The organism is Rubrobacter calidifluminis (genome assembly GCF_028617075.1).
Taxonomy (GTDB): Bacteria; Actinomycetota; Rubrobacteria; order Rubrobacterales; family Rubrobacteraceae; genus Rubrobacter_E; species Rubrobacter_E calidifluminis.
In genome coordinates, this window is sequence record NZ_JAQKGV010000002.1 from 26,663 (window position 1) to 53,002 (window position 26,340).

Consider the following 26,340-nt stretch of genomic DNA (forward strand, 5'->3'; position numbering starts at 1 on the left):
TGTGGGCTGTATAATCCTCTTCCGTATGAAAGGGCACACACCTTCTCCGCAGTTCGATGCCGGCCGGCCGGTCACCGGGGCCCTGGAGGTGGTCAGGGAGGTTCTGTTCTCCCCCAGGGCATTTTACGAGGACTTCGAGGCCGGGGGGCCGCTCAGGGGGGCGGTCGTCTTCGTCTGGCTGGTGAGTCTGGTCGCCGCCGTCCTGAGTATGGCGCTCGCGGTGGTGCTGGACGTCGGCGGAGGGATAGACGTGTATCCGCTTCTCGTCCGGGCGGGCGAGGCCGCCGCCTTCGTGGTCCTCTCCCCCCTCGCGCTCGGCGTCGTGGCGGCGGTGTACATGGTGCCGGTCAGGGTCTTCGTGGGCAAGGAGGCCAGGTTCCGCCACCTCTACAGGATGCTCGCGAGCGCCTACTCGGTCATGGTGTTGGGCTGGGTGCCGGTCCTGCAGTCCTTCGCTATCGTCTACGGCATGGTGGTCCTCATGGCGCTCGCGCTGCGCTCGGTCTACAGGGTGCCGGGGCTCATGGCTCTCGTGGTCTCCGTGATAAGCCTCATCCCGATCAGCGCGGGGGCGGTGTGGCTCATCCTCGAGGCGGCGCGCCTGGTCTCGGGCTGAGAAGCTCGTATTCTTCCTGCTCTCGCGCGAGCCGTTGATGGATCTCCTCGGGTACAGAGGCGGCCCCTCCTTTCGAGAGCTCCTTCCTGCCGTAACGCCTGCCGGCGAGCTCGCGCGAGATCGTGAGGTACGCCCTGCGGGTGGCTGCCTCCGCAGCGGGGGTCATATTTCGGGGGAAGACGCCGTACGCGAGATCCTCCCTGAGGCCGAGGGCCGGGGGGGACATCCCGTGCCGCCGCCGCATCTTTAGCCGGAGCTCCCACCTGCGGCGCAGCCGGGCCATCCGCGGTGTTTCGGGGGCCACGTCGAGCGGCCCGCACTCGAAGGGATCCTCAGGGGTGAACCCGAAGGAGTCGGCGAGCAGTCGGGCGGAGCGGCCGGCGCCGCGGAGGAGCAGAAACTCGTACTCCGAGCGCAGCAGGATGAGCTGTGCGTCGTGGTAGGCGCCGAGTCCCGAGAGGGTGGGACGCCGGCCGTCGAGGCCGAGGCGCCCCAGCTCCCCCGATATGGCCCGGAATCGTCGCGCGGCCCCGGTGTATGAGAGGGCGAGGTGCCCGAGACCCAGGAGTAGACCAACGGCTACCGGTATGAGCGCGGCGAAGGGCCCGGCCCACGCGGTCCCGAAGACGGGTGCCGAGAGCAGGACCAGAGACCCCGAGACGAGCGCCGCCGTGAAGCCCGTGACCACGGCCCGGCCCTTTGCTTCCCCGGCCTTCGCGAAGGCTCTGCCGATGGCGTACCAGAGTTCTAGGGCCTCCTCTCCTCCGTGCGGCCCGTCGTTTCGTTCTTGCATGTGCTAGATTCTACCCCCGACGATGCCTCAGCTTCCCGCCAGGACCGACCCCGCTCTGCCAGCGATCTTCACCAACGTCCTGAACCCCTTCGTGGTCTTCAGCGTGCTCTACGCGCTGGTCGCGGTGGAGGCGGGGGCACCGCGCTTCGTAGCGGCGGAGCTGGCGGCCGCGGGTCTAGTCGCCGGGTTCGTGCTCGCGCTGCGGCGCGGTTCGCGGGTGGGGGATTTCTGGCTCTCGAGCCGGGCCGAGCGCCTGCTCCCGGCGGTGGTGCTGCTGGCGGCCTTCGTGGGGTTGCTCGTGGTGCTCCACCTGTTCGGCGCACCCGGTGAGCTCTCCGGGACGACGCTCTCGATGGGCGTCGCTGCCACGGTGGCCGCCGGGATCACCCTCTTCTGGAAGATAAGCGCACACTCCGCCGTCGCGGGGCACGCGGCGGCGGCAGGGCTCCTGCTGCTCGGGGCCGGTGGGCTGCCGTTTCTGCTCGTATTGCCCCTGGTGCTCTGGGCCCGCGTGTCGGCCGGAGCGCACACCCCCTCCCAGGCCCTCGCCGGGGCCGGGCTCGGGGCCGTGTGCGCCGGGCTTTTTCTGGCGGGATGAGAGAGGCCCGCAGGAGGTGCGCCTCCTGCGGGCCTCCGCACGTGACCCCACCGGGATTCGAACCCGGGTTTTCGCCGTGAGAGGGCGATGTCCTTGGCCGCTAGACGATGGGGCCAGATCCAGGCAGGGCAAGAGTTTAGCCCATTACGGCCGGTTCGTCAAAGCAGGTCGCGGGCGCGCAGCTTCTGCAGCACGTTGTCCATGCGCCGCAGGCAGCGCTCTCTGCCTATGAGCTCCATCGTCTCGAAGAGCCCGGCGCTCACGGTGCGACCGGTGGTGGCGAAGCGCAGCGGGTGGATCAGGTGCCGCGCCCCCTTCTCCTTCTCCGCCGCGAGCCCCCGGACGCAGCGCTCTATCTCGTCGGCGGTCCACTCCGTGAGCGCGGCGAGACGGTCTCGCAGCTCGGGCAGATTCTCCCGGACGAACTCCTTCCCGAACTGCTTCTCGAACTCGTCCGGTGCGTACTCCAGGGTGCCGCCGTAGAAGTAGCCGATGGCATCCGGGATCTCGGTGGTGAGGCTGATGCGCTCCCTGAGCAACTCCATGATCCTGGTGAGGCGCTCCATGTCGCGCTCGAGCTCCTCTTTTGTCGCCACGCCGCGTTCTGCGAGGAGGGGGGCGGCCATCATCGCCAGCTCCTCCGGGCTCTTGCGCCGGAGGTAGACGGCGTTTATCGCGGTGAGCTTCTGCACGTCGAAGATCGCCGGGTTGCCGCTCACCTTCTCCAGCCGGAAGCGCTCGGCGAGCTCCTGGGGTGAGAAGATCTCCTCGTCCGCGGCGTAGCCGGCCCCGAGGAGCGCCAGGTAGTTGAAGAGCGCTTCGGGGAGGTAGCCCTGCTCGGCGAAGTCCTCGACGCTCGCCGCCCCGTGGCGCTTGGACAGTTTCTTTCTGTCCGGCCCGAGGACCTGAGGGACGTGGGCGAAGGCCGGCAGCTCGTGCCCGAGCGCCCGGTAGATCAGGATCTGACGCGGCGTGTTGGAGAGGTGGTCGTCGCCCCTTATGACGTGGCTGATCTCCATCGCCGCGTCGTCTACCGCGGCCGCGAAGTTGTAGGTGGGCGTGCCGGTGGACTTCATGAGCACGAAGTCCTCGATGTTCTCGTTCTCGAAGGTTACCGGCCCGCGGATCACGTCCTCGACGATCGTCTGTCCCTCGCGCGGGGTCTTGAACCGGATCGTATGCGGCTCCCCGGAGCGTACCCTCCTCAAGGCCTCCTCGGGGTCCATCTCGCGGTACTCGCCGCCGGTGTAGATGGGGCTCCTGCCCTCGGCCCTGGCCCGCTCGCGGAAGCGGGCCAGCTCCTCGGTGGTCGCGAAGTCGTAGTAGGCCGCGCCCTTCTCAAGCAGCCGCTGCGCGGCTGCCCGGTAGACCTCCAGCCGCTCGGTCTGGCGGTAGGGACCGTAGGGGCCGCCGACCTCGGGCCCCTCGTCCCAGTCAAGCCCGATCCAGCGCAGCGAGCGCTCGAGCTGCTCGACCGACTCCTCGGTCGAGCGCTCGAGGTCGGTGTCCTCGATCCTGAGCACGAACGTACCGCCGTGCTTGCGGGCGAAGAGCCAGTTGAAGAGCGCCGTCCTCACCCCGCCGACGTGGAGCTTCCCGGTGGGGCTCGGCGCGTAGCGTACCCTTACCTCTCTTTTCTCCATGAACCTAAACTTAGCATACGGCCGGCGGCGCTGCCCCTACCGGCGGCAGACGAGTACCTCGAGCGTCCTGGGGCCGTGGACGCCCTCGACCCGGTCGAGCTCGATGTCGGAGGTGGCCGAGGGCCCGGAGACGAAGACGATGGATCTCCCCTCCCGCACGCCCCCTTCGAGCCTCCTTACCGCCTCGGGGACGAGCTCCACTATCTGATCTTCGTAGATCACGCACAGGTGGTAGTCGGGGAGCAGCGTGAGCGCCCGCCTTCCCTGCATCCTGCCGCCGTCGAGGACGACGGTGCCGCTCTGGGCTATCCCCAGGGCGCAGCCGGAGAGGACCCCGTCGCTCGCGTCGAGCTCCTCGCTCGTGAGCGGTCTTCCGCCCTCCCCGTCGCGCAGCGCCTCCACACCCTCCGGGATCCACCCATCCGGCACCCCCGGCGCGACGACGAGCCTCCGCGCGCCGCGTCGCGCGAGGGCCTCCCTTATCGCTTCCGGCAGCTCCTCCTCCCCGACCCGCCGCACGCTCGCCCGGTACTCGGAGACGTTCTCGACGAAGCGCCCCACGACCTCTTCGTGCGGAGAGACGCTCTCGACGCGGTAGCTCCTCTCGACGGAAACGTCCTCCGGGCTCTCCTCCTGCGGCACGTCGCGGGTGGCGAGGCGGATGCGGCGCAGGATCTCCTCCCTCGCCTGGCTCATCCGCGCTCCCTCCTCCACCACTCGCGGAAGGTCTTGCGCGGGACGGCCTCCAGGTCGCGCACGGCGGTCCACCCGGAGAGGGGGCCAGGGAGGCGGCGTATCCTCCCGCCCCGCGCGAGCGGCCACTGCCCGGCGCGGGCGAGCTTTTGCGCGGCCTCGTAGAGGCGGCGGTCGGCGAAGGTGCGCGCCAGAGTGCGCATCGCCGCGCCCTCCGGGTCGAGCTTCGCGGCCGGGGAGCCCGAGTCCTGGCGGTTTCTCACGACCCTTCCGCGCAGGTGGATCAGGACCTCCGGGATGTTTATCTTCACCGGGCAGACCTCGTAGCACGCCCCGCACAGCGACGAGGCGTAGGGGAGCGAATCCGGGCCCTTCCTCCCGAGCCCGGTGAGCTGGGGGGTTAAGATCGCGCCGATCGGACCCGGGTAGACCGAGCCGTAGGAGTGGCCTCCCACCCGCTCGTAGACCGGGCAGACGTTCAGGCACGCCGAGCAGCGGATGCACCTCAAGGCCTGTCTTCCCTTCGGGTCGGAGAGCGCCTGTGTCCTGCCGTTGTCGAGCAGCACCAGGTGGAACTCCCGCGGCCCCTCCCCGGAGGAGGTCCCGCTCCAGAACGAGGTGTAGGGGTTCATCCGCTCTGCGGTGGAGGAGCGTGGGAGGAGCTGCATGAAGACCTCGAGGTCACGCCAGGTCGGGACGACCTTCTCTATCCCCATCACCGTGACGAGAACCTCGGGGAGGGTCGTGCACATCCTGCCGTTCCCCTCCGACTCGACCACGCAGATGGTCCCCGTCTCGGCGACGGCGAAGTTGGCCCCGCTGATGCCGACCTTCGCCGCGAGGAACCGCTCGCGCAGGTAGCGCCGGGCGGTCTCGGTGAGGTCGCGCGGGTCGTCCGAGAGGTCCTTCGCGCCGAGCTTTTCGCGGAAGAGCTCCCGGATCTCGGCGCGGTTCTTGTGGATCGCCGGGACCAGGATGTGCGAAGACTCCTCGCCGGCGAGCTGGATGATGAGCTCTGCGAGGTCGGTCTCGACCGCCTCGATTCCTTCCTTCTCCAGGTGATCGTTGAGCCTGATCTCGTCTGTCGCTATCGACTTGACCTTGACGACCTCGCGCGCCCCGTGCCCCTTTGCGATGCCCGCGACGATCCTGTTCGCCTCCCGCGCGTCGCGCGCCCAGTGGACCTCTCCTCCGGCCTTCGTTACGGACTCTTCGAGCCGCACCAGGTACTCGTCCAGGTGCCTCAAGGTGCGCTCTTTGATCGCCGCGCCCGCCTCCCGCAGCTCCTCCCAGTCCGGCAGCTCCGAGACGGCGGCCGCTCGCTTTTTGCGGATCGTCGCGGTCGCGTGCCCCAGGTTCCTCCTGAGCTGGCTGTCGGCGAGCGCCTCGCGCGCGAGCGCCTGGAACGGTCTCTCCGAAACCTTCATCTCTCCTCCTCGCTCGCCAGTATCTCGGCGAGGTGCACGGTCCTCACCCCGGTCCTCTGCCGCGAGAGCGCGCCCCCGATGTGCATCAGGCAGGAGTTGTCCGAGGCGCAGCAGACCTCCGCCCCACTCGAGAGGACGTTCGCGACCTTGTCCGCGAGCATCGCCGCCGAGGTGTCGGCGTTCTTGACTGCGAAGGTCCCCCCGAACCCGCAGCACTCCTCCGCCTCGGGGAGCTCGACGAGGTCGATGCCGCGCACCGCCTCGAGCAGCCTCAGCGGGGCGTCCCCGACCTTTATCATCCTCAGGGAGTGGCAGGTCGGGTGGTAGGTGACCCGGTGTGGGTAGTAGGCCCCGACGTCGGTGGTCCCGAGCTTCTTTACGAGAAACTCCGAGAGCTCGAAGACGCGAGGAGCCAGGGCCTCGACCTCGCGGGCGAGGGCGGCGTCCCCGGCGAGCCCGGCGGCCATCGGGTAGAGCTCCCTCACCATCCCGACGCACGAGCCGGAGGGTGCGACGATGACCTCGTAGGGGGAGAAGACCTCGACGAAGCGGCGCACCAGCGGGATCGCCTCGCGCTGGTAGCCGGTGTTGAAGTGCATCTGACCGCAGCAGGTCTGCTCCCGGGGAAAGTCGACCTCGACCCCGAGGCGCTCGAGGACCTTCACGGTCGCGATCCCGGTCTCCGGGAAGAGGGTGTCGTTGAAGCAGGTTATGAAGAGGGCCGCCCGCACCACCGACCTCAGTTCGCCCGGGCGAGCTCGTCCTCGTCGGTCTCGGCCACGACGACCTCGACCCCGGCGAGCTCTATCTCGCGCAGCATCTCAGGGGAGGCTCCGGAGTCCGTGATCAGGACGTCCACCTCCTTGAGGGAGGCTATCTTCGCCAGAGCGACGACCCCGAGCTTGGTGTTGTCCGCGACGACGATGACCTTCTGCGCTGCCTCGACGAGGCAGCGGTCGGTCTCGGCCTCGGCGATGTTGGGGGTGGTGAGCCCGGCCTCGGGGTGGATGCCGTGCACCCCGAGAAAGAGGATGTCGGCGTTGAGCGTGCGCAGCGTCCGCTCGGCGAAGGGCCCTACCAACGCGTCGGAGGGGGTGCGGAAGATGCCGCCTGAGAGCACTATCTGCTCCCAGCCGTTCTCCTGCAGCGTGAGCGCGATGTTCGTCGAGTTGGTGATGAAGGTCAGCTCCCGGGAGGCCCGCCGCAGGAGGCTCGCGATGTGCCAGGTGGTGGTGCCGGCGCTCAGCGCGACGGTGTCCCCGTCCTCTATCATCGGCAGTGCCGCCCGCGCGATGGCCGCCTTCTCCGCCCGGTTGAGCCTGCGTTTGTACTCGAAGTGCGGCTCCCTGGCCGTCTTGGGTACGGGGACGGCCCCGCCGTGCACCTTCTTGAGGAGCCTCTTCTTCGAGAGCGCCTCGAGGTCTCGCCTTATGGTCATGTCCGAGACCCCGAGCTTCTCCGAGAGGTCCATCACCGAGACGCTGCCCCGCTCCTCGAGTTCTCTGAGTATCGCCTCCCGCCTCTGCTCCGCGAGCATGTTATCTTCCACCTTTCGAGGACCCTCCGACACACCAGCACGCCAATAATATACGCCCGCTTCAAAATGCGGCAACGAGGCCGTACTTTATGGTTGGATTTTGTCTTCCACGAAGGAGGAGCGGATGCCGGTCGGTCGCTGCAGGTGCAAAAGGATCCGGATAGAGACGGAAGGCGATCCGGGGGAGGTGATCTACTGCCACTGCCGGGACTGCCGGCGCTCGAGCGGGCCCCGGTCTCGCTGTTCTGCGGCTACAGGCGAGAGAGGGCGCGGGTGTACGGGGAGCCTGCCGCCTACGAATCCTCCCCGGGGGTCTACCACTCGTTCTGCGCGACCTGCGGCAGCCCCATCTCCTACGGGGACGAGAGGCTGCCGCAGATGGTCTACTTCCCGATAGGCGTCTTCGACGAGCCGGAGCGTCTCCCGCCCCGGGTGCACGAGTGGACCTCCCGGCGGCTGCCCTTCTTCGAGGTCGCGGACGACCTGCCGCGCCACGCGGAGGGCTGCGTCCCCCGCTGACCCGCTACCGGGCGAACTTCGGGACCGAGGTGTCCACGGCGACGTCGACTAGGTACGGCCCCTCTGCTTCGAGCGCCCGTCCGAGAGCCCCTTCGAGGTCCTCGGGCCTCTCGACCGCCTCGCCGTCCGCGCCGAGCCCGCGGGCCACCTGCACCAGGTCTATCCCCGGCATGTCGAGCCCGGGCACGCTATCGGAGATCCCGAGCGCGTTCCGGTAGCTCTTGAGGATCGTGTAGCCGCGGTTGTTTATGACGATCGTGGGGATCGCGAGGCCGTTCCGGGCTGCGGTCCACAGCGACTGGATCGAGTACATCGCAGACCCGTCCCCGATGACGCAGACCACCGGCCTTTCGGGCATCGCGAGCTTGAGCCCCACCGAGGCCGGCATGCAGAAGCCGAGACCACCGGCCGCCGAGGTGTGGTACCCGACCGGGTCGTTCGTCCTGACGTACCTGTGCAGGACGACCTTGCTCGAGGTGGACTCGTCGGCGACGACCGCGTCCTCCGGCAGCGCGCGGGCTATCTGCCACATCACGTAGTCCACGCTCATCGGCACCGTGGCCCCGGGCTCCGGCGGCTCCTCCCACGCCGGGGGGGCCGGACGGTCGGCCTCCGGCAGCAGCTCCGCGAGGCCCGCCGCGGCGAGCGCGACGTCGCCGAAGATGCTCCTCCCGAGCGGGGCGCGGGCGGCCTCCTCGGGATCGTCGGTGATCTGGACGACCTCCGTCCCCTCGCGCACGACCTCCCCGGGGACGTACGGGTAGTAGGGGAAGACCGCGGAGCCCAGAACCAGCACGGCGTCGTGTGGAGCCAGGATCTCCGAGACCCCCTTCTGGGCGAGCGGCAAAAAGCCCATGAAAAGAGGATGCCCCTGCGGGAATCCGGCGAGGGCGACGATCCCTTCCTGCCACACCGGCGCCTTGATCCTCTCGGCGAGCGCCACCACCTCGTCGAAGCTGCGCGAGCGGGCGACCCCGGGCCCGACCACGATCGCCGGGCTGTGTGCCCCGCGCAGGACTTCTGCCGCCCGCTCGATCGCCGCCGGGTCCGGCGCGACCCGGTGCGAGACCTCGTGGGAGTGGGGCATCTCGCACTCCGCGTCCCAGTCGTCCATCGGCACCGAGACGAAGACGGGCCCGCGCGGCGGCTGCATCGCGGTGTGGTAGGCGCGCAGGATCTCGGAGGGCACCTCCTGCGGGCGCCGGGGCTCATGGCTGCGTTTGACGTAAGGCCTCGCCAGCTCCACGAGCCTGCCGGTAAGGAGCGGCTCGAGGTTTATGTGCCTCCGGTCCTGCTGACCTGCGGTCACGACGAGCGGGGTCCGGTTGTGCCAGGCGGTTACCAGCGCGCCCATCGCGTTCCCCAGACCCGGCGCGGTGTGCAGATTGACGAGCGCGGCGTTCCCGGTACCCTGCGCGTAGCCGGTCGCCATTCCGAGGGCGCTCGCCTCCTGCAGCGCGAGCACGTAGCGGAAGTCTTCCGGGAAGTCCTCGAGGAAGGTGAGCTCGGTCGAGCCCGGGTTGCCGAAGATGGTCGTCATCCCGAGCCTCCTCAGAAGCTCGTGCGTGACCTCGCGGACCGTCGCCATCGCCCTACCCCTTTCGGAACGAAACACCCTGTCCCGGCAAATATAGCAGAGCTTCCGCGGAGTCCGGACAGGCAGGACGGGCACCCGTGCCCGGGAGCCGGAGCTCCTGGCTGAGAGGTCGAACGCCGGCTTGGGACTGTAGTCGTCGTGCAGGAGCCGGAACTGGTGGAAGATATCCGGGTTGGAGCTGTCGGCGTCGTGCAGGTCGAAGAGCTCGTAACGGGTGACGTTTGTAGTCGTCCCGGCACTCGTGGACAGTGCGGATTGTCTTCTCCAGCACCGCCGCCCGCTGCTTATAGGAGCGATCGCGGCCGGTAGGCCAGCCGTTCTCGTGATGTGGATGGGTACTGAAGCGGAGATGCCGGCCGTGGCATCCAGGACTCTCGCAGCGTCCGCAGCACGCTCGCGACCATGTCCTTCAGGTTCCCCGGCTGCCCGTCAGGCGCAACGGGCCGGAACACGCCGGGGAAAAGTCCAGCCCTACGTATTCCAGAGCCGCGATGAACTACCGTCCACCGAGCCTGCCTGTGGCGCTCCAGAAGGCGTCTTGCGGGCCGACGGTCGGCACCGCGTTGAAACCGATCTTGAGGTGGCCGTAGCCGAGACGGCACGCTTCATCCTTAGCGGGGATCACACCCCGCACCAGGGCCTCCCGCACGTTCGGGAACGCGCCGTCCAGGATGGGGAGGGTGGTAAGGTTCGGCTCCTGGGTGAGCCGGATGTCATCCGGGAGCGCCCCGCAACGCCGCACCTGCTCCCGCACGAAGCTCACTTACCCGTCCACGTCGCCGCTTTTTGGAACAGCACAACCAGATCCAGCCGGCGGCCGTCTCCGGCGTACTGCTCGACGTCTTCGTGGGTGCTGGTAGTGACCGCCCCGTTCGCCGGCGAGTCGTGGAAGGGCACGTAGCTCCGGACGACAAACTTCCTTCCCGCCCCGCAAGGTCAACGGGGGCGCGTCCCCGGACCCCACATCAGACGACCATCCCCCGGATGCCCTGCGCCACGCTTCTTTCATGATCCCCCCTGGCGGCCCGGCAACGGCGTGACTAGCCCCGCACAGATCCCGGCGATGGTCGCCGGACCGTGGATGTCGTGGAGGATCGCGAGCGAGAACTCGCCCAGCAGAACGATCACCCCCGTGTAAAGAGCGAGCTGACGCTCCGAACCTTTTCTTCTGAGGAGCACGCCGGTCGGAACTCCGAATAGCACGCAGATCCCGGCGGCGAGGCCGGGGCCACCGGCGGCGTAGCCAGCCACGGCTGCGACCCAGTACACGATGAACAACGAGGTGATCGGGGGAACCCGCGCTCCTCCCCGAAAGAGCAGCACGGACAAACCTCCCACGAGCCCGAAAACCGCGACGGAGTTGCCGGCGCCGTGCGGCTGCCAGGCGTAACCGGCGAGCTCACCCGCCATGCCGCCCGCTAGGTACAGAGCGAACCAGCGACGGCTGCCGAATAAACGCTCGGCCGCTCCGCCGACGACCACGAGGGCGACGCCGTTGGAGGCGAACTGCCACCACCCGTCCGACTGGACCAGAAGCGGCGAAAGAAGCCGCCACCACTGACCCGCGAGGAGCGCTCCGGGGTCCCGGCGGAGTGTGTCCAGCACCACCGGGTAGAGGATGCCGATGATGCTCACTGCCGAGGTGATGACGAGCACCGATATCGTCGCTGCCGGCAAGCGTCGCCGGCTGACGCTTCCCGTCAGGGGCGTTACAGCCCTCTGCTTCCGATGCTCGTCGAGTTGCATGCCGTCTCCCAGCCTCGCTTCCCTGCACCGCATCCAACGTTAACACAGTCAGTATAAATTTACAATCACTATAAATTTAGAGTTGGTATACTGAAGATGTCATGAGCGTGGACAGGGAACCGGGTCTACGGGAACGCAAGAAGGAGAGGACACGGCGGGCTATCTCGGACGTGGCGATGAGGTTGTTCGCCGATAGGGGTTTTGACAACGTGACGGTAGCGGAGGTGGCGGAGGCGGCGGAGGTCTCTCTGAGCACGGTCTTCAACTACTTCCCCACGAAGGAGGATATCTTCTTCGATCGGCAGGAGGATGTCGAGCAGGAGTGGGGTGAGGTCGTGAGGGGGCGCAAGCCGGGGGAGTCTGCCGTGGCGGCGCTGCGACGCCACTACTTCGAAGCATTGGAGCGCCGCGAGCCGCGCTCCGGCATTGCTGAGGGTCTGGTCACCTTTCACCGTATGATCGAGGAGAGCCCGGCGCTGAGGGCGCGGGAGCGGGAGATAGGCGAGCGCGGCGTGGAGGCTCTGGCCCGCACCCTGGCGGAGGAAGCGGGCGCGGATCCGGACGACATAACTCCCCGGGTGGTCGCGAACCAGGTGGCGGGCGTCTACGGCGCCCTGTATAACGAGGGCCGCCGGCGGCTTCTGGCGGGCCAGAGCGTCGAGGAGGCTTACCCGTTCCTTCTGCGTGCCGCGCGGCGCGCGTTCGACCTGCTGGAAAACGGCGTCGGCGACTACTGCATCCGGCCTGGCTGACCGGAACTCCCGCGGATCGTTGCCGTACAATGTTTTGGTGGTTTCTCTGGAAGAGGGAGGGCGCACTTGAAGGCTGTTAGGGTGAAGGAGCACGGCGGCCCGGAGATCCTTGGCTACGAGGATGTTCCCGAGCCCGAGCCGAAAGCTGGCGAGGCGCTCGTGCGGGTCGCCGCCGCCGGGGTCAACTACATAGACACCTACCACCGCTCGGGTCTCTACCCGACGGAACCCCCTTTCACCCTCGGGCTCGAGGGTGCGGGAGAGGTAGTCGCTGTCGGGGAGGGTGTGGAGGAGGTGAAGCCCGGCGACTACGTGGCCTGGGCGAGCGTTCCCGGCTCCTACGCCGAGTACGTCGCCGCCCCGGTGGATAAGCTCGTCCCGGTGAACGTGACGCTCGTCGAGGCGCGGGTCGCCGCCGCGGCGATGCTGCAGGGGATGACCGCCCACTACCTGACCCACAGCGCCTTCCCGCTCGAGGAGGGGCAGACCGCGCTCGTGCACGCCGCCGCGGGTGGCGTGGGGCTGCTCTTGGTGCAGATGGCGAAGATGCGCGGGGCGCGCGTCATCGGCACTGCCGGGACGGAGGAGAAGGCCAACCTCGCGAAGGGCTCCGGCGCGGACGAGGTCATCGTCTACACCAGGGAGGATTTCGTCGAGAGGACTAAAGAGCTGACCGGCGGCGAGGGGGTCCACGTCGTCTACGACGGGGTCGGGAAGGCCACCTTCGACGGGGACCTCGACGTGCTCAGGCTGCGGGGGTACCTGGTCCTCTTCGGTCAGTCGAGCGGGCCGGTGCCGCCGGTGGACCTGCAGGTTCTGAACCAGAAGGGCGGGCTCTTCGTCACCCGGCCCTCGCTCGCCCACTACACCGCGACCCGTGAGGAGCTTATGTGGCGGGCCGAGAGCGTCCTCTCCTGGATCGGGCAGAACAACCTCCAGGTGCGCATCGGCGCGACCTACCCGCTCGCCGAGGCGGCGCAGGCCCACCGCGACCTCGAAGGCCGCAGGACGACCGGCAAGCTCATCCTGGTGCCGTGATGAGGATGGATGCGAACCTCGGGGTGGAGGGAACCCCGCTGCGCGAGATGCAGAGGACGGCGGCCGCGGCCGAGGAGCTCGGATTCTCCGGGCTCTGGAGCACCGAGACCAAGCACGACGGGTTCCTGCCGCTCGCGCTCGCCGCCTCCGGGACCGAAAGGATAGAGCTCGGCAGCGCGGTCGCGATCGCCTTCTCCCGCTCGCCGATGGTCACCGCCCAGCTCGCCTGGGACATCCAGGCCCTCTCCGGAGGCCGCCTCATCCTCGGGCTCGGCACCCAGGTCAAGGCGCACGTCGAGAAGCGCTTTTCGATGCCCTGGAGCCGTCCGGCGGCGAGGATGCGCGAGTACGTCCTGGCGCTGCGTGCGATCTGGCACACCTTCCAGACCGGAGACGAGCTGAACTTCCGCGGCGAGTTCTACCGCCACACGCTCATGACGCCCTTCTTCAACCCCGGCCCGATAGAGCACCCCGGGATTCCGGTCTACATCGCCGGGGTGAACACCCGCCTCGCCCGGGTGGCGGGAGAGGTCTGCGACGGCTTCCACGTCCACCCCTTCCACAGCCCCGAGTACGTCAGGAAGGTCGTCCTGCCCGCGATCTCCGAGGGCGCCCGCGCGGCGGGACGCGACCCCCGGGAGATAAAGCTCGCCACGAGTGCCTTCGTTATCACCGGACGCGACGAGGAGGAACGCTCCCGGAGGCGGGAGGAGATGCGCTCCCAGATCGCCTTCTACGCCTCGACCCCGACCTACCGCACCGTGTTCGAGGCCCACGGCTGGCAGGAGGTGGGGGAGGAGCTCTCGAGGCTCGCTCGCCGCAAACGGTGGGAGGAGATGCCGCGCCTCGTCACCGACGAGATGCTCTCCGCCTTCGCGCTCGAGGCCGCCCCGGACGAGGTCGGACCGGCACTGCGGGAGCGCTACGAAGGCCTCATAGACCGCGTCGCCCTCTACGCGCCCTTCGTACCCGGCGAACGAGACGACTTCTGGCGGAGACTCGCCGGTTCGGCCGGCTAGACCACACCACCCCGGTACTCCGTGACGGAGCCCCTGACCGGGGCTCCACATCTTTTCCCCCGCGTTCGTACGACATTCTGCTTGACGTTCGGGATATAAAGACATATCTTATAATGCAAAGATATGTCTATGAATCAAGAGGAGAAAGCGATGGCTGCGAGGGGCATGCGTGGTGGCGGGGGATTCTTCCCTGGGCCGTTCGGGACCGGCGGAGGGGGTCCGTTCAGGGATTTTCCCGGGAGGATGTTCGAGGGTGGCCACAGGAGGATGGGCCAGGGGGAGGTGAGGGCTGCGATCCTGGTGTTGCTGGAGGAGCGGCCGATGCACGGGTATCAGATCATCCGGGAGATCACAGAGCGTAGCGGGGGGATGTGGCGGCCGAGTCCGGGATCGGTATATCCGGCTCTGCAGCAGCTCGAGGATGAGGGGCTTGTCAGGATCGAACAGGAGGAGGGGCGAAAAGTCGTACATCTCACGGAGGAGGGGCGGAGGTATGTGGCCGGGCATCGAGAGGAGCTTGGTGCGCCTTGGGAGGCGGCGAGCAAGAACTTCAGCGAGGAGTTTCTTGAAATGCGCGGGCTCGTCGAGCAGGTGGCTGTGGCCGCGATGCAGGTGGTGCAGGCGGGCTCCGGTGAGCAGGTAGCCGAAGCACGACGTCTCCTGACGGAGACCCGTCGGCAGCTGTACCGGGTTCTGGCGGGCGAGTAGGAAGGTACGACGGGTGTTGAGGTGGTTTGCCGCCGGGATCGCCAGCTGCACCACCTCCCCCCGGCTCACCACCTGCCACGCCCTTGTTGCCGGCGTGGGATGGTGGAGCGGACGGGTCCCGGTCCGGCTGGCGCCAAATAATCGTCGCTTGATCAGGGTTCGTCATTTGCGCCGATACCACGTTCCGCGGTCGAAACTGGCGGCGTATCCAGCCTGCACGGCGTGCGCGTGGGCACTCGTGTTCGCCGGCGCGAGCTTCTACTGGGCCCCCGGAGGGACCGCGGCCACAGGCACCTTGAGTCCCGGGATCGTGGCGTCCTCCGGCGCCCCGTACTTCACTGCGCTCGTGTGAGCGACCGGCGCCTTGAAGGCCCTCGCCGGGCTCGCCGTGCTGGCGCTCGTCCAGCCGTGGAGCCCGGCGAGGCTCCGCCGACCGCTGCTTGTCTTCACCTGGGTCGCGGGGGCGCTGCTCGCCCTCTACGGCGGCGCGAACCTGCTCGTCCGTGGGCTTATGGCCGCCAGCGTCATCGGCACACCCCCCTCCATGCACTCGCCAGCCGCCTTCTGACACCTGGTGCTCTGGGACCCGTGGTTCCTGCTCGGCGGAGTGCTCTTTCTGGCAGCGGCCTGGCAGGCCGGCCGCGGATCCGGGCAGCGGGGTTGAATGCCGCACAACGTCAAACTATCATCTAGATGTCATGTCCAGTACGGAGTACAGTGTACGGGTGGAGGTCGTCGAGGACTACGGGGCGATGAGCCGGGCGGCGGCGCGGGTGGTGGCGGCGCGGCTGCGGGAGAATCCTGAGGCGGTGATGCTCCTTCCCACGGGTTCGACGCCGCTCGGGATGTACGGGGAACTGGTGAAGATGCATCGGGAGGAGGGGCTTTCGTTCGCGAGGGCGACGTTCTTCAACCTGGACGAGTATCTGGGGCTTCCGGCGGGGCATCCGGCGAGCTACCACGAGTACATGTGGAGGAACCTCTTCGGGCTGGTGGATGTGGATCCAGGGAGGGTGCACGTTCCGGACGGGACGGCGGGAGACCCGGAAGATGAGTGCGAGCGGTACGAGGTGGGGATCCGGGAATCCGGGGGGGTGGATCTGTGTGTGCTCGGGATCGGACGCAACGGGCACATAGGGTTCAACGAGCCGGGTTCCTCTTTCGCCTCGCGCACCCGCGTCGTCGAGCTCTCCCGCTCCACCCGTCGGGCGAATGCGGGGGATTTCAGCGAGGGAGCGGTGCCAGAGCAGGCGATCACGGTCGGGATGCGCACGATCTTCGGGTCGAGGGAGATAGTGCTCCTCGCGTCCGGCAAGAACAAGGCCGGAGCGGTCGCGGAGGCGCTGAAGGGTCCGGTCACCGAGGAGGTTCCGGCCTCGATGCTGCAGAAGCACCCGCGGGCGCTCTTCCTGCTCGACCGCGAGGCCGCCTCTTCGTTGCGGAGAAGGGTCGCTTGAGCACGCTGGCCCTCCGCGGGCGGGTCGTCTCCGGGAGGAAGGTGCTCGAGGACGCCTGGGCGCTCGTCGAGGGCGGCGTCATCCGGGCGTTGGGAGGAGGGCCGTTCGAGGCCGACGAGACGGTAGAGGTTCCCGATTGTTTTCTCGTGCCCGGCTTCGTGGACCTGCAGGTCAACGGTGCCTTCGGGGTGGACGTCGCGACAGAGCCGGAGAGGCTCGGGGAGCTCTCTGCGAAGCTCCTTCCCACCGGGACGACCTCCTACCTCCCGACGGTGGTCTCACGGCCGCTCGGGGAGTATGCCGCGCTCCTCTCCCGGCTCACCCTCGGGAGGGATGGGGCGGAGCCGCTCGGGGTGCACCTGGAAGGACCGTTTTTGAACCCGCAGAAGCGGGGGGCGCACCCGGAGGAGAACCTCTCGGCCCCCGATGCGGCGGCCCTCTCGGAGATGCTCGAGGCGGCCCCGGTGCGGCTGATCACGCTCGCACCGGAGCTTCCCGGGGCCGACGCTCTCGTGGAGCTCGCCGTGGAGCGTGGGGTTACGGTCTCTTTGGGGCACTCGGACGCGGACTACGAGACGGCCCGGAGGGCCTTCGACCTCGGAGCGCGCGGTGCGACACACCTGTTCAACACGATGAGCCCGCTGCACCACCGGCGTCCCGGGCTGCCGGGGGCCGCAATCTCCAACGCGCGGGTGGTGTGCACCATCATCGCCGACGGGCGGCACGTCCACCCGGACGTTCTCGACCTCGTCTGCGCGAAGCTCGGTCCGCGGAGGATGGCGCTCATCACCGACGCCATCTCCGCCGCCGGGATGGGGGAGGGGGAGTACACCCTTGCGGGCCGGCGGGTCTACCTGCGCGACGGGGTGCCGGAGCTCGCGGACGGGACGCTTGCGGGGAGCGTGCTCACGATGGACGAGGCGCTCAGGAACATAATCACGTTCACCGGATGTACCCTCCCCGAGGCGGTAATGATGGCCTCCACCACCCCCGCCCGGCTCGTCGGCGCGCGCGGGAAAGGCGTGCTCTCTCCCGGAGCCGACGCGGACATCGTGGCTCTCTCGCCGGAGCTCGAGGTCGTCGCGGTCTGGAAGGGCGGCGCGCTGCGCTACGGCAGCCCCTGATCCACAGCCTCCAGCAGAGCCCGCGCCACCGCCCGCCGCTGCGGGTTGATGCTCTCCCCCTCACGGGTGGGATGCACCCGGTTGGTGAGCAGGATGACGAACGCGCGGCGCCTCGGGTCGATGACGAGCGAGGTCCCGGTGAAGCCGGTGTGCCCCGCCGTCTGCGGGGAGGCGAGGTCGTCCATGTACCACTCCCGGTCGAGCTCGAACCCGAGCCCCTGGGCGCAGCCGGGGAGGTGCGGTGTCTGGTCGGAGAGCATCTCCCGCACCGAGCTCTCCTTCAGGATGCCTCCGCCGCCGTCGAGCAGAGACTGCGCCAGCGCCGCAAGGTCCCGGGCCGTGGAGAAGAGCCCGGCGTGCCCCGCCACGCCCCCGAGGGCGTGGGCGTTCTCGTCGTGCGCGATGCCGCGCACCATCCCGCGGTCCGGTTTGTACTCGGTGGCGGCGATGCGTGGGCGCATGCTCTCCGGTGGGTTATAGAAGGTGTCGGTCATGCCGAGCTGCGCGGTGATGTTCGCCCTGACGTAGTTATCGAGCGGCATCCCCGAGACGCGCTCGACGAGCCAGCCCGCCAGGATCATGTTCGGGTCCCCGTAGAGGTGGCGGGTGCCGGGCTTTGCGAGAAGCGGCACCCCGTAGACCGCGGATACCCGCTCTTCGTGGGTGGAAAGCTCCTCCAGGTCGACCAGCGCGGGAAGCCCGGAGGTGTGGGTGAGGAGGTGGCGCGGCGTGATCCTCTCCTTCCCCCTCCCGGAGAGGCGCGGGAGGTATCCTGCCACCGGCTCGTCGAGGTCGAGGTGGCCGCGCTCGGCGAGCTGCACCGCGGCCATGGCGGTGAAGAGCTTGGTGAGGGAGGCGAGGTCGAAGATGGTGTCCTCCTGCATCGGGACGCGCTCATCCTCGGGGAGCAGCCTCCGCCGGTCGCGGTAGAGGACGGCGTGTCCGAAAGCGCGATGGATGAATATCAGGCCGTCTTTTGCAGCGAGCACCACCGCGCCGGGGTAGCGCGAGATCTCCACACCGCGCCTCGCCGCCCGGCATATCCCGGCCGCCGCGTCCGGTGCGACCCCGACCTCCTCCGGCGCCGCGTGGCGGAGCCTCAGTGCGGCGGCCTCCAGACCCTGTCTCCCGGGGTGAGGGTGGCGGTGATCCTGTAGCGGTCCCCCCGGTAGGTGCTCCTGACGTACTCGAAGGGCCTCCCTCCCGCATCGTAGGTGACCCTCTCGATCAGGAGCGCCGCACTCCCCGGTTCGACCCCGAGGAGGGCCGCCTCCTCCTCGCTCACCGGCACCGCCTCGTAGCTCTGCTCGGCGCGTGAGATCTCAACCCCCGCCGCGCTCAGCTCCTCGTAGAGCGAGCGCCCGGCGAGGTCCCTCCCCAGAACCCCCTTCGCAACCTCGTAGAGGAGGTGGCTCGTCTCGAGCGCCATCGGTTCTCCGTCGGCGAGCCTGAGCCTCCTGAGCCTTATGACCCGCTCCCCCTCCTCCACCCCGAGCCTCCGTGCTGCCAGGGGCCCTGCTCCCTCCACCTCCACCTCCAACACCTCGCTTGAGGGCTCCATTCCTCTCTCGCGCATGTCCTGGGTGAAGCTCGTCAGCCTCGCCGTCGGCTGCTGCACCTTGCGCGCCGCCACGAACGTCCCGCGCCCCTGCTCCCGGTAGAGTACCCCCTCGTTGACCAGCTCCATCACCGCCTGACGCACGGTCATACGGCTGATCCCGAACCTCTCGCACAGCTCCCGCTCAGAGGGGATCATCTCCCCCTCCTTCAGCTCTTCCTGCTCCACCATCTCCCTTATGATCTCCTTGAGCTGATGGTACTTCGGGATCGGACTGCTCTTGTCTATCCTCACCTCCACCTCCTCTTGCGGTACGGACCATTGTACATGCGAACCACCTCCCGGTATTGCTCGTGTACAGCCCCTTATCTATAATGTGGTCTATACATCATAATGAGAGTGGGGGTAGTTGAAGTGAGAGGAGTGGGGAGAAGGCTGGTCTACATATTCGCGGCGGCGCTCGTGGTGGCCTGCGGGTGTCTCGCGGGGCCGCTGGTGGCGTCTGGGAAGGACTGGTCTGCCGGGGGTGAGAGGGCTCATCTGCGTCAGGTGGTGTCGGGGATGAGCCTGAGGGAGAAGGTGGGACAGCTGTTCGTCACCTACGTCTACGGGTCGAGCTCTAGGACGGAGGACCCGCAGGCGGTGCGGCAGAACCGCAAGCTCTACGGGGTGGACAACGGGGCGCAGCTCGTCCGGAGGTATCATCTCGGTGGGATCATCTACTTCAACTGGACCGACAACGAGAACAACCCGCGTCAGATCGCCCGCCTCTCCAACGGGTTGCAGCGGGCGGCGGTGGGTAGCGGAGCCCGCGTGCCGCTGCTCATCGGGACCGACCAGGAACAGGGGCTGGTAAGGCGGGTCGGGCCTCCGGCGACCCAGTTCCCGGGCAACATGGCGCTCGGAGCGACGCGCAGCGTCCGGGATGCGAGGGTGGCTGCGGCCATAACCGGCGAGGAGCTCCGGGCTATGGGGATAAACCAGGACTACGCGCCGGTGGTGGACGTCAACACCAACCCTTTGAACCAGGCCGACGGGGTGCGCTCCTTCGGAGATCGGCCGGCGCTGGTCTCGCGGATGACCCGGGCGCAGGTCGCAGGGTACCAGGAGAACGGAAGGGTCGCGGCGACCGCCAAGCACTTCCCCGGGCTCGGGGACACCACGATCAATACCGACAACGGTGTGGCGGTCACCCACCAGAGCCGGCGTCGGATCTTCCGGACCGATCTGCCGCCCTTCCGTGCCGCTGTCAGCTCGGGGATAGACTCGATCATGGCGGCGCACATCATCGCCCCCGCGCTGGATGCGTCCCGCCTGCCGGCGAGCCTGAGCCGCCCCATCGTCACCGGCATCCTGCGTGAGAAGCTGGGATACGACGGCGTCGTCGTGACCGATGCCCTTAGCGCCGGGGCGCTCGCCGGCTACGACCAGTCGCGCATTCCCATCATGGCCATAAAGGCCGGAGACGACCAGCTCCTCATGCCCACGAATCTCAAAGAGGCGATCGACTCGGTAGTGAGCGCCGTAAAGAGGGGGAAGATCAGCGAGCAGAGGATAGACCGCTCCGTCCTCCGTATCCTGCTTCTCAAGTACAAACTCGGTCTCTTCAAAGACCCCTACGTGAACGTGAACCGGGTGAGCGAGAAGGTCGGGACGCCGCAGCATCTCAGAGAAGCTGCGAGGATAGCGAACCGGACGATTACGCTGGTCAAGAACGAAAATAACCTGCTGCCGCTCGCGAAGAACAGCGGCGAGCGCACGTTCGTCGTCGGGTGGAGCGACCCGGCGACCGGGAGCCTCTCGACCCTCTCGCATCAGGTCCGCGAGCGCGGCCTCAAGACCACGACGCTCGCCACGGGTTACGAGCCCACCGACGCCCAGATACAGAAGGCGAGGGCAGAGGCGAGAAAGAGCGACATTGTAATTGTAGCTACGAACAATGCGGAGTTCTACCCGCAGCAGCAGGAGCTCGTGAAAGCTCTCCTCGGGACGGGGAGGCCCGTCGTGGTCGCCGCTTTGGGCAATCCCTACGACATAGCGTACTTCAGGCGGGCTCCGGTCTACGTCGCTGCCTACGGCTACCGGGCGGTCTCCGAGAGTGCGCTCGTGCGGGTGCTCTTCGGCGAGATCGACCCCTCCGGGAGGCTCCCGGTGACGATAGGGTCGGCGAGCAAGCCTCACAGGGTTCTCTACCCCTTTGGCTGGGGGCTGCACTATACGGGGAGATAGGGAGATGGCGAAGGAACGCGTCCGGCGAGGCGGAGGTTAGGAGGAGATGGACGGCACCATAGTAATGGCGATAATCCTTGCGGCCTTCGGGTTCTTCAGCATCTGGGAGAACCTGAACCTGCTCTTCTTCCAGTTCGGCAGGCCGCTCATGACCGGGACCGTGACCGGCATCCTGGTCGGGGATCTCAAGACCGGGCTCGCGATAGGGGCGACGCTCGAGCTTGCGGCCCTGGGAGTCTACACCTACGGGGGAGCTTCGATCCCGGACTACGCCTCCGGGGCCATCCTGGGCACATATTTTGCGAGCCAGGCCAGTTTGAGCCCGCAGGCGGCGATCGGACTCGCCGTTCCGATAGCGCTGCTTCTGACCCAGCTGGACATCCTGGCGCGGATGGCGAACCTCTTCTTCCAGCACCGGGCCGACGCCTACGTGAAGAGCGTGGATCTCAGGCGCGTCGGGCTTATGAACATGCTCGGCACCCTCTCCTGGGGGCTGAGCCGGGCTATCCCGATCTTCTTCGGTGTCTGGCTCGGGTCCGGGCCGGTGAAGGCCGCGGTGAACGAGAGCCCGCAGTGGCTGCTCGACGGGCTGCAGACGGCGGGCGGGATCCTTCCGGCTTTGGGTATCGCGATGCTCCTCCGGCTGCTCCCACTGCGGCAGTACTGGCCTTTTCTCGTCGTAGGGTTCATCGTCGCCGCCTACCTCAAGGTCAACCTGGTCGGCGTCGCGCTGCTCGGGCTCGCGATGGCCGCGCTCGTCTACCGGTACGCCGGTGGTGAGGAGGCGGCGAACGTGGCGGCCGCTGCGGAGGAAGAGCCCGCGGCGGAGGGCAGGATCACGCGGCGAGATCTGCGGCGGGTCTTCCTGAGATACCTGCTGTGGTTCCAGTCCGGGTGGAACTACGAGCGGATGCAGGGGCTCGGCTACGCGCACGTCATCTCCCCGGTCATGGAGAAGCTCTACCCCGATGAGGGGGTGCGCCGACAGGCGCTCACCACCCACCTGCAGTTCTTCAACACCAACCCGCTCATGGCCGCTCCCATACTCGGGGCGAACATCGCGGTGGAAGAGAAGAACGAGGAGCCCGGGTTCCCCGAGCGGAGCGTGACCGGGCTCAAGACCGGCATGATGGGACCTTTCGCCGGGATCGGCGACTCGTTCTTCTTCGCGATCTGCAACACGATCGTCTTCAGCGTCGGGGCCAGCCTGGCGCTCAAAGGGAGCATCGTCGGGCCGGTGATCGTGTTCCTGTACACGATCATCTTCTTCACCGCCTTCCGGTGGTGGAGCTTCGTCGCGGCCTACCGACGGGGGGTGCGGCTCGTGGGGCAGCTCGCCGGGGGCATGCTCCGCCGCCTCACCGACGCCGCCTCCATCCTGGGGCTCGCAGTCGTCGGCGGTCTGATCCCGACGATAATCAACACCAAAGTCGCCTACGTCTTCCACTCCGGGAGGGTCAAGCTCAACCTGCAGGACCAGCTCGACAACATCCTCCCGGCGCTGGTCCCGGTGCTCATCGTCGCGCTGGTCTACTTCGCGCTCTCGCGCAGGGTCAGGCCGACGTGGGCGATACTCGGGCTCTTGGTGCTGGGGGTGGTGCTCTCGGTCGCTGGCATCCTGAAGTATCCTGGCTGAGATGGCAGCGAAAGGGAGGCAGGAAGAAGTATGCCCATAAGACACGTGCGCATCGACGAGCGTCTGATCCACGGTCAGGTGACCGTGCGCTGGACGCGGGAGGTGGGGGCCGACCTCATCCTGGTCGCCAACGACGAGGTCGCCGCCGACGAGATGCAGAAGATGCTCCTCCCCCTCTCCGCCCCGAGCGGGGTGAAGACCGAGATCGTGACCGTGGAGGAGGCGGCGGAGTCCCTGAAGAACGGTGAGGCCTCGCGCAGACGCACCTTCCTCATCGTCAAACGTCCCGCGGACGTGATCCGGCTTCTGGACTCCGGGGTGCAGATCGAAGAGATCAACGTCGGCAACATGAGCCACCGCGAGGGCTCGAAGCAGGTCAAGCGCTCGGTCTCGGTCACCCCGGAGGATGTGGAGGCGTTCCGCGAGCTGGACCGCCGGGGCGTGCGGATGACGGCCCGCATGATGCCCGAGGAGGGCTTCAAGAGCTTCATGGAGTACCTGCCGGGGGTCGCCGGCTGATGCATCCCGGAACCGGCATCGAGGCCTACCTCTCCCGCGTGCGCCGGGCGCACCAGGAGATCGAATGCGAAAGACCCAGCCTCGTGCAGGCGGCCCGGCTCCTCGCGGACTCCCTGGAGGGGGAGCCGGACCGCGTGATCCACGTCTTCGGAACCGGCCACTCGCACCTTCTGGTCGAGGAGGCCTTCTGGCGCGCCGGGGGTCTCGTCCCGGTAAACCCCATCCTGGACCCCAACCTGACGGCCTTCGGCGGAAGCCGCGCCTCCGCGCTGGAGCGTCTGGAGGGCTACGCGGAGGTCCTGCTCTCGGGTGAGGAGGTGCGCGAGGGGGAGGCGATGGTCATCTTCTCCAACTCCGGGATAAACGCCGTGCCGGTCGAGATGGCGCTCGGCGCCCGCGAGCGGGGGCTCGGCATCGTCGCGATCACCTCGCTCGCCCACAGCCGGAGCGTGGAGAGCCGCCACCCCTCCGGACGCAAGCTCTTCGAGCTCGCCGACGTGACGATAGACACCCACGTCCCGCCCGGCGACGCTGCCGTGGAGCTCTCCGGTGTGCTCGGCGACGGCGCCGACGGCCTGCGGGCCGGACCGCTCTCCACCGTGGTCGGGGCGGCGCTGCTGAACGCGCTCGCGGTCGAGGTGGCCTGCCTCAGGGCCGCCTCGGGGGCCGAGCCCCCGGTCTTCGTCTCGCAGAACCTCCCCGGCGTCGAGGAGCGCAACGAGACGCTCCTCGACCGCTACCGCCCGCGAAGCCGCTTCTACCGCTGATGGTCGGTCTGGTAGTTGTGGCCCACGGAGGTCTCTCCGCCTCGCTGCTCGAGAGCGCCGCCCTGATCGCGGGCGAGCCCGAGCGCGCCGCGGCGGTGGGCTTCGGTATGGAGGAGGGCCCGGACGCGCTGCGCGAGAAGGTGCTTGCCGAGGTGGAGCGGCTCGGCGGGGAGGTGCTCTTTCTCGTCGACCTCCCCGGCGGGACACCCTCGAACGTCTGCGCCCGCATCGCCCTCGAACGCAACCTCCGGGTCGTCTCCGGGGTGAACCTGCCGATGCTCGTCGAGTTGCTCCTCGTCGAGGAAGGAGAGACGCTCGACGGCGCGGCGAGGGTGGCGCTCGAAGCCGGCCGGGATGGGGTGCTCGACGTAACGGACATGATCCGGGACCAGGGAGGCTGAGTGTCGTCCGGGGCCGGATGTGCAAAGAGGGGCGTCCTCCTTTTCGGCCGGAGCCGGAATCCCGGAAGGGGAATGATTTGAGCGATCTCCCCGAGACCGAGCGCCGCAACCCGGAGAGCACCCACCTCGACGCCCTCGACACCTCTGCCGTGCTGCGCCTGATGAACGAAGCCGACCGCACGGTGCCCGGGGCGGTCGCGCGGGCGCTGCCCCAGATAGCACGGGCCGTGGAGCTTTTGGTCGGAAGCTGGCGGCGGGGCGGGCGCTGGGTCTACGTCGGGGCCGGGACGAGCGGACGCCTCGCCGCGCTCGACGCCGCCGAGCTCCCCCCGACCTTCGGGGTGGACCCGGAGCGTGTGGTGGCGCTCCTCGCAGGCGGGGAGCAGGCCCTGCTGCACCCCATCGAGGGCGCCGAGGACGATGTGGAGGCCGCCGGGCGGGACCTCGATGAGATCGGGCTTTCCAGGCGCGACGTCGTGGTCGGGGTGGCCGCGAGCGGGAGCACCCCCTACACGGTGGCCGCGGTGCGCCGGGCCGCGGAGGCCGGCTGCGCCACGGTGGGTATAAGCTGCGTCCCCGGCTCGGAGCTCGGCAGAGCCGCGGATGTTGGTATAGAGGTCGTGACCGGACCCGAGATCCTCACCGGCTCCACCCGCCTCAAGGCGGGTACGGCGCAGAAGATGGTCCTCAACATGCTCTCCACGGCCTCCTTCGTCAGGCTCGGGAGGGTGTATGAGAACCTGATGGTCGACGTGCAGGCGACCAACGAAAAGCTGCGCCGCCGGGCCCGCAGGATCGTCGGAGAGGCCGCGGGCGTCTCAGACGAAGAGGCCGGAAGGCTCCTGCGCGAGGCGGACGGATCGGCCAAGCTTGCCGTCGTGATGGCGCTCTGCGATGTCGGCCGGGAGGAGGCGGCTGCTCTCCTGCGGGAGTCCTGCGGGATGGTGCGGCGCGCCGTCGAGAGACACCGCACCTCCTGACTCACCCCTCGGAAGCGAGAAGCTCCCGCTCGATGCGCTCCCGGATCCTGTCCCGCACCTCCCGAAAGACCGCAAGCCTCTCCTCCTCACCACCCCGCGCCGCGGAAGGGTCCGGGAAGGACCAGTGCAGCAGCTTCCCGGCCCCCGGAAAGACCGGACACGCCTCGTTCGCCTGATCGCAGACGGTTATCACGTAGTCGAAGGGCTCTCCGAGATAGCGCTCCAGCGTCTTCGACTCCTGGCGCGAGATGTCCACCCCGACCTCCCGCATCACCTCCACCGCCTCCGGCCTCACCTCCGTGGCCTCCGTCCCCGCGCTCATGGCCTCGAACCTCTCCCCCGCCAGATGCCGTAGAAACCCCTCGGCCATCTGGCTGCGCGCCGAGTTGTGGGTGCACACGAACAGAGCTCGCTTCTTCTTCATCGCTACCTCCTTGACACTCCCGGATGACGAGACTATAAATTTCAAAGAAAATTGAATCAACTGAAAACGAAGTATATGGAAGGATGGGGGAGATGACAACCGAGCCGGCTTCGCGGCGAGAGAGTCCGGAGGCCGTTGCCGCGTGGTTGAAGGTACTGGCCGATCCCAGGCGGTTGAGGATCTTCGACCTGTTGATGCAGGGTGTGCAGTGCAACTGCGAGATCGGGGATGCGCTGGAGATGGCGCCGAACCTCATCAGCCACCACCTCGGTGTCTTGCGCCGGGCGGGTCTGGTGGAGGTGGAGCGGGACCCCACCGATGCCCGCTGGGTCTACTACTCCGTGAACCGGGAGGCGCTCGAAGAGTTGAACGAGCTCTTCGGCAGCTTCTTCGACCCGCAGCGCATCCGACCCAGGCAGCCCAACTGCGGTCCCCACGCCGCCAGCGCCGGCTGAGCGGTACACGCAAGCAGGGGATGCTGCTCTTCCATACCCGATAGTTCAACGTAGATTGATCTTATTTGCAGGAGCGCGGCGCTCCGGCGTGTGTAGAAGAGAGG

28 protein-coding genes, 1 tRNA gene and 1 pseudogene are annotated in these 26,340 nt (G+C 68.0%); 17 read left to right on the plus strand and 13 right to left on the minus strand.

From position 1 onward, the window contains the following. The first annotated feature begins 1 nt into the window (after window position 1). Entirely contained in the window at window positions 2–616 is a 615-nt protein-coding gene (locus tag PJB24_RS01935; RefSeq protein WP_273842103.1) for a hypothetical protein, read from the plus strand. Here PJB24_RS01935 and PJB24_RS01940 read toward each other — a convergent pair. Then, window positions 582–1,409: a hypothetical protein gene (locus PJB24_RS01940; protein WP_273842105.1), complete on the minus strand. Its 828-nt coding sequence runs from the start codon at window positions 1,407–1,409 to the stop codon at window positions 582–584. The two genes, PJB24_RS01935 and PJB24_RS01940, sit on opposite strands and share 35 nt — an antisense overlap. Before the next feature lie 22 nt (window positions 1,410–1,431). Here PJB24_RS01940 and PJB24_RS01945 point away from each other — a divergent pair, with 22 nt between their 5' ends. Beyond that, the gene (locus PJB24_RS01945) at window positions 1,432–2,007 is read left to right on the plus strand and encodes a hypothetical protein (protein WP_273842106.1); all 576 of its coding nucleotides are present in this window, start codon (window positions 1,432–1,434) and stop codon (window positions 2,005–2,007) included. A 42-nt stretch (window positions 2,008–2,049) separates the two neighbouring features. Here the strand turns inward: PJB24_RS01945 and PJB24_RS01950 are convergent. The 6 genes from PJB24_RS01950 to PJB24_RS01975 all read right to left on the minus strand — a co-directional run bounded on the left by PJB24_RS01950 (window position 2,050) and on the right by PJB24_RS01975 (window position 7,319). Next, window positions 2,050–2,122 (minus strand) — tRNA-Glu (locus PJB24_RS01950). 43 nt (window positions 2,123–2,165) lie between these two features. Continuing rightward, a complete protein-coding gene (gltX, locus tag PJB24_RS01955) occupies window positions 2,166–3,650 on the minus strand; it encodes a glutamate--tRNA ligase (RefSeq protein WP_273842107.1) in 1,485 nt (494 codons plus the stop codon). Between the two features lie 36 nt (window positions 3,651–3,686). After that, window positions 3,687–4,346 (minus strand): LutC/YkgG family protein, encoded by a 660-nt coding sequence (locus tag PJB24_RS01960; protein WP_273842108.1) that lies wholly within the window; start codon window positions 4,344–4,346, stop codon window positions 3,687–3,689. Further along, the gene (locus PJB24_RS01965) at window positions 4,343–5,770 is read right to left on the minus strand and encodes a LutB/LldF family L-lactate oxidation iron-sulfur protein (RefSeq protein ID WP_273842110.1); all 1,428 of its coding nucleotides are present in this window, start codon (window positions 5,768–5,770) and stop codon (window positions 4,343–4,345) included. Before PJB24_RS01965 ends, PJB24_RS01960 begins: the two co-directional genes overlap by 4 nt. Continuing rightward, window positions 5,767–6,501 carry a (Fe-S)-binding protein gene (locus PJB24_RS01970; RefSeq protein ID WP_273842112.1) on the minus strand — a complete coding sequence of 245 codons (735 nt, stop codon included), beginning with the start codon at window positions 6,499–6,501 and terminating at the stop codon, window positions 5,767–5,769. The genes PJB24_RS01965 and PJB24_RS01970 overlap by 4 nt, the downstream gene beginning before the upstream one ends. Before the next feature lie 8 nt (window positions 6,502–6,509). Beyond that, window positions 6,510–7,319, minus strand: a complete 810-nt coding sequence (locus tag PJB24_RS01975; RefSeq protein WP_273842113.1) for a DeoR/GlpR family DNA-binding transcription regulator — start codon at window positions 7,317–7,319, stop codon at window positions 6,510–6,512. 112 nt (window positions 7,320–7,431) lie between these two features. Between PJB24_RS01975 and PJB24_RS01980 the strand changes: the two are divergent. After that, a pseudogene (locus PJB24_RS01980) lies at window positions 7,432–7,826 on the plus strand (GFA family protein). Window positions 7,827–7,830: 4 nt separating this feature from the next. On the opposite strand, the gene mdlC reads toward PJB24_RS01980, so the two are convergent. The 3 genes from mdlC to PJB24_RS01995 all read right to left on the minus strand — a co-directional run bounded on the left by mdlC (window position 7,831) and on the right by PJB24_RS01995 (window position 11,100). Beyond that, window positions 7,831–9,414 (minus strand): benzoylformate decarboxylase, encoded by a 1,584-nt coding sequence (gene mdlC, locus PJB24_RS01985; RefSeq protein ID WP_273842117.1) that lies wholly within the window; start codon window positions 9,412–9,414, stop codon window positions 7,831–7,833. Window positions 9,415–9,919: 505 nt separating this feature from the next. Then, window positions 9,920–10,186 (minus strand): hypothetical protein, encoded by a 267-nt coding sequence (locus tag PJB24_RS01990; RefSeq protein WP_273842119.1) that lies wholly within the window; start codon window positions 10,184–10,186, stop codon window positions 9,920–9,922. 242 nt (window positions 10,187–10,428) lie between these two features. Next, complete coding sequence (locus PJB24_RS01995; protein ID WP_273842121.1) at window positions 10,429–11,100, minus strand: rhomboid family intramembrane serine protease; 672 nt, start codon at window positions 11,098–11,100, stop codon at window positions 10,429–10,431. A gap of 170 nt (window positions 11,101–11,270) precedes the next feature. Between PJB24_RS01995 and PJB24_RS02000 the strand changes: the two genes are divergently transcribed. The 7 genes from PJB24_RS02000 to nagA all read left to right on the plus strand — a co-directional run bounded on the left by PJB24_RS02000 (window position 11,271) and on the right by nagA (window position 17,267). Next, a complete protein-coding gene (locus PJB24_RS02000) occupies window positions 11,271–11,921 on the plus strand; it encodes a TetR family transcriptional regulator (RefSeq protein WP_273842124.1) in 651 nt (216 codons plus the stop codon). 66 nt (window positions 11,922–11,987) lie between these two features. Next, a complete protein-coding gene (locus PJB24_RS02005; RefSeq protein ID WP_273842126.1) occupies window positions 11,988–12,959 on the plus strand; it encodes a quinone oxidoreductase family protein in 972 nt (323 codons plus the stop codon). A 5-nt stretch (window positions 12,960–12,964) separates the two neighbouring features. Then, window positions 12,965–13,978, plus strand: a complete 1,014-nt coding sequence (locus PJB24_RS02010; RefSeq protein ID WP_273842128.1) for an LLM class F420-dependent oxidoreductase — start codon at window positions 12,965–12,967, stop codon at window positions 13,976–13,978. 150 nt (window positions 13,979–14,128) lie between these two features. Further along, on the plus strand, window positions 14,129–14,686 hold the full coding sequence (locus PJB24_RS02015) for a PadR family transcriptional regulator (protein WP_273842130.1): 558 nt from the start codon (window positions 14,129–14,131) through the stop codon (window positions 14,684–14,686). 364 nt (window positions 14,687–15,050) lie between these two features. Then, a complete protein-coding gene (locus PJB24_RS02020; protein WP_273842132.1) occupies window positions 15,051–15,254 on the plus strand; it encodes a hypothetical protein in 204 nt (67 codons plus the stop codon). Window positions 15,255–15,384: 130 nt separating this feature from the next. Beyond that, the gene (gene nagB / locus PJB24_RS02025; RefSeq protein ID WP_273842134.1) at window positions 15,385–16,143 is read left to right on the plus strand and encodes a glucosamine-6-phosphate deaminase; all 759 of its coding nucleotides are present in this window, start codon (window positions 15,385–15,387) and stop codon (window positions 16,141–16,143) included. Next, on the plus strand, window positions 16,140–17,267 hold the full coding sequence (gene nagA, locus PJB24_RS02030) for an N-acetylglucosamine-6-phosphate deacetylase (protein WP_273842136.1): 1,128 nt from the start codon (window positions 16,140–16,142) through the stop codon (window positions 17,265–17,267). The genes nagB and nagA overlap by 4 nt, the downstream gene beginning before the upstream one ends. On the opposite strand, the gene PJB24_RS02035 is transcribed toward nagA, so the two are convergent. Together PJB24_RS02035 and PJB24_RS02040 are read right to left on the minus strand one after the other, a co-directional pair. Continuing rightward, a complete protein-coding gene (locus PJB24_RS02035) occupies window positions 17,252–18,286 on the minus strand; it encodes a serine hydrolase domain-containing protein (RefSeq protein ID WP_337958997.1) in 1,035 nt (344 codons plus the stop codon). The genes nagA and PJB24_RS02035 overlap by 16 nt on opposite strands. Window positions 18,287–18,366: 80 nt before the next feature. Beyond that, the gene (locus PJB24_RS02040) at window positions 18,367–19,119 is read right to left on the minus strand and encodes a GntR family transcriptional regulator (protein ID WP_273842138.1); all 753 of its coding nucleotides are present in this window, start codon (window positions 19,117–19,119) and stop codon (window positions 18,367–18,369) included. Between the two features lie 129 nt (window positions 19,120–19,248). Here PJB24_RS02040 and PJB24_RS02045 point away from each other — a divergent pair, with 129 nt between their 5' ends. From PJB24_RS02045 to murQ, 6 genes are all read left to right on the plus strand, one after another. After that, window positions 19,249–21,054 carry a glycoside hydrolase family 3 protein gene (locus tag PJB24_RS02045; RefSeq protein WP_273842140.1) on the plus strand — a complete coding sequence of 602 codons (1,806 nt, stop codon included), beginning with the start codon at window positions 19,249–19,251 and terminating at the stop codon, window positions 21,052–21,054. A gap of 46 nt (window positions 21,055–21,100) precedes the next feature. Continuing rightward, entirely contained in the window at window positions 21,101–22,690 is a 1,590-nt protein-coding gene (locus PJB24_RS02050; RefSeq protein ID WP_273842144.1) for a PTS system mannose/fructose/sorbose family transporter subunit IID, read from the plus strand. Between the two features lie 30 nt (window positions 22,691–22,720). Continuing rightward, entirely contained in the window at window positions 22,721–23,209 is a 489-nt protein-coding gene (locus PJB24_RS02055; RefSeq protein WP_273842145.1) for a PTS sugar transporter subunit IIB, read from the plus strand. Further along, window positions 23,209–23,976, plus strand: a complete 768-nt coding sequence (locus tag PJB24_RS02060) for an SIS domain-containing protein (protein WP_273842148.1) — start codon at window positions 23,209–23,211, stop codon at window positions 23,974–23,976. The genes PJB24_RS02055 and PJB24_RS02060 overlap by 1 nt, the downstream gene beginning before the upstream one ends. Beyond that, window positions 23,976–24,377 (plus strand): PTS sugar transporter subunit IIA, encoded by a 402-nt coding sequence (locus PJB24_RS02065; RefSeq protein WP_273842150.1) that lies wholly within the window; start codon window positions 23,976–23,978, stop codon window positions 24,375–24,377. The genes PJB24_RS02060 and PJB24_RS02065 overlap by 1 nt, the downstream gene beginning before the upstream one ends. A 77-nt stretch (window positions 24,378–24,454) precedes the next feature. Next, window positions 24,455–25,357 (plus strand): N-acetylmuramic acid 6-phosphate etherase, encoded by a 903-nt coding sequence (gene murQ / locus PJB24_RS02070; protein WP_273842152.1) that lies wholly within the window; start codon window positions 24,455–24,457, stop codon window positions 25,355–25,357. A gap of 1 nt (window position 25,358) precedes the next feature. Here murQ and PJB24_RS02075 read toward each other — a convergent pair whose 3' ends face one another. Next, window positions 25,359–25,781 (minus strand): arsenate reductase ArsC, encoded by a 423-nt coding sequence (locus PJB24_RS02075; RefSeq protein WP_273842154.1) that lies wholly within the window; start codon window positions 25,779–25,781, stop codon window positions 25,359–25,361. 92 nt (window positions 25,782–25,873) lie between these two features. Here PJB24_RS02075 and PJB24_RS02080 point away from each other — a divergent pair, with 92 nt between their 5' ends. After that, on the plus strand, window positions 25,874–26,236 hold the full coding sequence (locus PJB24_RS02080) for an ArsR/SmtB family transcription factor (RefSeq protein ID WP_273842156.1): 363 nt from the start codon (window positions 25,874–25,876) through the stop codon (window positions 26,234–26,236). Window positions 26,237–26,340 lie beyond the last annotated feature (104 nt).

Bases quoted from the DNA above. Each gene is read 5' to 3' on its own strand.
- PJB24_RS02080 (WP_273842156.1), top strand. From the start codon at position 25,874: ATGACAACCGAGCCGGCTTCGCGGCGAGAGAGTCCGGAGGCCGTTGCC.
- PJB24_RS02000 (WP_273842124.1), top strand. From the start codon at position 11,271: ATGAGCGTGGACAGGGAACCGGGTCTACGGGAACGCAAGAAGGAGAGG.
- PJB24_RS02075 (WP_273842154.1), bottom strand. From the start codon at position 25,781: ATGAAGAAGAAGCGAGCTCTGTTCGTGTGCACCCACAACTCGGCGCGC.
- PJB24_RS02055 (WP_273842145.1), top strand. From the start codon at position 22,721: ATGCCCATAAGACACGTGCGCATCGACGAGCGTCTGATCCACGGTCAG.
- PJB24_RS02065 (WP_273842150.1), top strand. From the start codon at position 23,976: ATGGTCGGTCTGGTAGTTGTGGCCCACGGAGGTCTCTCCGCCTCGCTG.
- gltX (WP_273842107.1), bottom strand. From the start codon at position 3,650: ATGGAGAAAAGAGAGGTAAGGGTACGCTACGCGCCGAGCCCCACCGGG.
- PJB24_RS01940 (WP_273842105.1), bottom strand. From the start codon at position 1,409: ATGCAAGAACGAAACGACGGGCCGCACGGAGGAGAGGAGGCCCTAGAA.
- PJB24_RS02015 (WP_273842130.1), top strand. From the start codon at position 14,129: ATGGCTGCGAGGGGCATGCGTGGTGGCGGGGGATTCTTCCCTGGGCCG.
- mdlC (WP_273842117.1), bottom strand. From the start codon at position 9,414: ATGGCGACGGTCCGCGAGGTCACGCACGAGCTTCTGAGGAGGCTCGGG.
- PJB24_RS02060 (WP_273842148.1), top strand. From the start codon at position 23,209: ATGCATCCCGGAACCGGCATCGAGGCCTACCTCTCCCGCGTGCGCCGG.
- PJB24_RS02050 (WP_273842144.1), top strand. From the start codon at position 21,101: ATGGACGGCACCATAGTAATGGCGATAATCCTTGCGGCCTTCGGGTTC.
- PJB24_RS02010 (WP_273842128.1), top strand. From the start codon at position 12,965: ATGGATGCGAACCTCGGGGTGGAGGGAACCCCGCTGCGCGAGATGCAG.
- PJB24_RS01965 (WP_273842110.1), bottom strand. From the start codon at position 5,770: ATGAAGGTTTCGGAGAGACCGTTCCAGGCGCTCGCGCGCGAGGCGCTC.
- PJB24_RS01960 (WP_273842108.1), bottom strand. From the start codon at position 4,346: ATGAGCCAGGCGAGGGAGGAGATCCTGCGCCGCATCCGCCTCGCCACC.
- PJB24_RS01945 (WP_273842106.1), top strand. From the start codon at position 1,432: ATGCCTCAGCTTCCCGCCAGGACCGACCCCGCTCTGCCAGCGATCTTC.
- nagB (WP_273842134.1), top strand. From the start codon at position 15,385: ATGTCCAGTACGGAGTACAGTGTACGGGTGGAGGTCGTCGAGGACTAC.